We start from the raw sequence: 3,637 nt of genomic DNA on the forward strand, positions 1-3,637 counted from the left end.
GGGCTCGGCAGGGGCCGGGGCTGCCTGGGGGGCTGCCGCCTCCGGAGCCTCGGCCTTCGGAGCCTCGGCCTTCGGAGCCTCGGCCTTGGGGGCTTCTGCGGCAGGCTGTTCGGCGGACGGTTCAGCCACCGGGGCTTCGCGTTCCTCGGCAGGCGCCGCGGCCACCGGCTCGGCTTCCTTCGGCTCCGCCTTGGCGGGGCCGGCACCGGTGCCGATGATGGCGAGCACCGAACCGACCTCTGCGGTCTCATCCTCGGCGACCTTGATTTCCTGGACCGTGCCGGCCACCGGGGACGGGATCTCCGTGTCGACCTTGTCGGTGGAGACCTCGAGCAGCGGCTCATCGACCTCGACGGTGTCGCCCACCTGCTTCAGCCAGCGGGTGACCGTTCCCTCGGTCACGCTTTCGCCCAATGCCGGGAGGGTGACTTCGGTGCCTTCGCCGGAACCGGCGGCGGGAGCCTCCTCGGCGGGGGCTTCCTGCCGGGGCTCCTCCTGCTTCGGGGCCTCCTGAGCGGGGGCTTCCTGCTGGGGGGCTTCAGCCTCCTGCTGCGCCACCGGCGCTTCTTCGGCTGCCTCGCCGGAGCCGGAACCGTCGCCAATGCGCACCAGCGGGGCTCCGACGTCGGCGGTTTCGTCCTCGGCGACCAGGATCTCTTCGATCACACCGGCTACCGGAGAGGGGATCTCGGTGTCGACCTTGTCGGTGGAAACCTCGAGCAGGGGTTCGTCGACTTCGACCCGGTCGCCGACCTGTTTCAGCCAGCGGGTCACAGTGCCTTCGGTGACGCTTTCACCGAGGGCGGGCAAGTTCACGGTTTCAGACATGTGGTGCCCGTTCTCCTTTGAGTCTATTTTCCGGCCTGGCCGGTACATCGAGTCTTGTCTTGAGCCTAGTGCACCCGCCCGGCGGGGACGGGTGCACCAGGGGAGGGCTTGTTAGCCGTGCAGCGGGCGGCCGGCCAGCGCCATGGCGGCCTCGCCGAGGGCCTCGTTCTGCGTGGGGTGCGCGTGGATGAGCGCCGCGACGTCCTCCGGGTAGGCTTCCCAGCTGACGATCAGCTGCGCCTCGCCGATCTGCTCGCCGATGCGGCCGCCGATCATGTGCATGCCCACAATGGGGCCGTCCTTTTCGCGGACCATCTTGATCATGCCGCTGGTGCCCAGGATCGAGCTCTTGCCGTTGCCGGCCAGGTTGTACTCGACGGTCTCCACGTTGTCCTTGCCGAACTTCTCCTCGGCCTGCGGCTGGTTAAGGCCGACGGAGGCAATCTCCGGATCGCAGTAGGTGACCTTGGGGATGTTGATGTCCTCGATGAGGGCCGGCTTGTTGCCGGCAATCTCCTCGGCCACGAAGATGCCCTGCTGGAATCCGCGGTGGGCCAGCTGGACGCCGGGAACAATGTCGCCGACGGCGTAGATGTTGCCGACACCGGTGTGCAGCCGCTCGTTGGTGATCACGAAGCCGCGGTCAACCGTGAGGCCGGCTTCCTCGAAGCCCAGGCCTGCGGTGCTCGGTCCGCGCCCGACGGCAACCAGCATCAGGTCGGCCTGGAACGTCTTGCCGTCGGCGAGGGTGACCACCACGCCGTCGTCGTTCTGTTCCACCTTTTCGAAGAAAACGCCGGTGTTGAACTTGATGCCGCGCTTCTTGAACGCGCGCTCGAGCTGCTTGATGATGGCCGGGTCCTCGTTGGGCACCAGCGAGGGCAGGCCCTCGACGATGGTGACGTCAACGCCGAACGAGTTCCATACCGAGGCGAACTCGACGCCGATGACGCCGCCGCCGAGCACCACGGCGCTCTTGGGCAGGGTGTCCATCTTCAGGGCATGGTCGGACGTGATGACCTTGCCGCCGATTTCCAGGCCGGGGAGGGTCTTGGAGTAGGAGCCGGTGGCCAGGACGATGTTCTTGCCCTTGTAGGCGGTGCCGCCGACCTCGATGGTGTCCTTGCCGACGAGCTTGCCTTCGCCTTCGATGACGGTGATGCCCTTGGACTTGACCAGGCCGGTCAGGCCCTTGAACTTCCCGGCGATGACACCGTCCTTGTAGGCATTGACGGCGGCCATGTCGATGGAATCGAGGCTCACGTTCACGCCGTACTTCGCGGCGTCCTTGGCGTGGTCGGCCAGCTCGGCCGAATGCAACAGCGCCTTGGTGGGGATGCAGCCGTTGTGCAGGCAGGTGCCGCCGAGCTTGCCCTTTTCCACCAGACCGACGCTGAAGCCCAGCTGCACGGCGCGGAGGGCAGCGGCATAGCCGCCGCTGCCGCCGCCGAGGATCAGGATGTCGAATTCTTGCGCTGTTGCCGAATCGGCCACGTGAACGCTCCCTCGCGTGTTCGCAACGTGTGGTGACACGTCGATGAGTTGATTGGGGTTGACGAACGAAGTTGGTTGGGTCTCACCTTAGCCCTCCCGCATACCATCATCTAGTTGGTGACGGCCCCAACAGGCCGGATTGTGTGCGGATTCACGCGGGCGAGCCGCGGGGCGCGGGCCTTTAGGAGCTGCGGGCCACTACATCCTCGGCGTAGGCCACCAGCGTGCGGACGGCGACGCCGGTGCCCTCCTTCGGGGTGTAGCCGTGCGGGGATCCTTCATTGAAGGCCGGGCCGGCGATGTCCAGGTGGGCCCACGGGATGCGCACGCCGCCGGATTCGCCCACGAACTCGCGCAGGAAGATCGCGGCCGTCAGCATGCCGCCGTACTTGTCGCCCATGTTGGACAGGTCTGCCACCTGCGAGTCCAGGCTGGGACGGAGTTCCTCCGGCAGCGGCATCGGCCAGAACAGTTCCCCCGCCCGGTCGGCGGCGGCCTTGACGGCATCACGCACGGGTTCTTCGCCCATGACCGCGGCCACCCGGCTTCCCAGCGCGACCATCTGCGCACCCGTCAGGGTGGCGACGTCCAACAGGACGTCGGGATGTTCCTCGCTGGCGGCGGCCAGTCCGTCGGCCATGACCAGCCGGCCTTCGGCGTCGGTGTTCAGCACTTCCACCGTCTTGCCGCCGTACATGGTTAAGACGTCGGAGGGCCGGGACGCGGTGCCGGACGGCATGTTCTCCGCCAGGCAAAGCCACGCCGTGGCCTTCACCGGCAGTCCCAGCTCGGCGATCGCCAGGACGGCGTTCAGCACCACGGCCGCGCCTGCCATGTCGCACTTCATGGTCATCATGCCGGTGGCCGGCTTGAGCGAGAGGCCGCCGGAGTCGAAGGTGATGCCCTTGCCCACGAAGGCGAGCTTCGCCTTGGCCCGGACCGGAGCGTATTCCACCTTGACCAGGCGTGGCGGGCGGCTGGAGCCCTTGCCGACGCCGGTCAGGCCCCCGTAACCGTCCTTCGCCAGCCGGCTCTCGTCCAGGACGGTGACCTTGACCGGCAGGTTCTTGGCCATCTGCGTGGCCGCCTCGGCGAACGTCTCCGGGTAGAGGTGGCTCGGCGGCTGGTTGACCAGGGAGCGCGTCGCATTGACGGCCCGTCCCAGCACCGAGGCCCGCTTGAGTGCCTTCGCCAGTTCCTTGTCGCCGGCAACCGGTGTGATGACAATGGCTTCCGCCACCGGGCCGCGGGCCCCGGCCGCCCGGGTGCGGTGATCGCTGAAGTCATAGGCGCCCAGGGCGGCGCCTTCGGCGAC

At 67.7% G+C, this 3,637-nt stretch carries 3 protein-coding genes; all 3 read right to left on the minus strand.

Features of this window, described 5'->3' with window-relative positions; genetic code table 11:
- The coding region (locus tag AC5RV2_RS15890) for a biotin/lipoyl-containing protein (RefSeq protein ID WP_494093136.1) at positions 1–828 on the minus strand (828 nt) is incomplete at its 3' end.
- 111 nt (positions 829–939) lie between these two features.
- Positions 940–2,322, minus strand: coding sequence for a dihydrolipoyl dehydrogenase (lpdA, locus tag AC5RV2_RS15895; RefSeq protein WP_494013827.1), 1,383 nt, complete (start codon positions 2,320–2,322; stop codon positions 940–942).
- Positions 2,323–2,503: 181 nt separating this feature from the next.
- Positions 2,504–3,637 (minus strand): leucyl aminopeptidase (locus AC5RV2_RS15900; protein ID WP_494093137.1); only part of this gene is annotated, 1,134 nt, incomplete at its 5' end.

This window comes from Arthrobacter sp. Y3225116 (assembly GCF_059091245.1).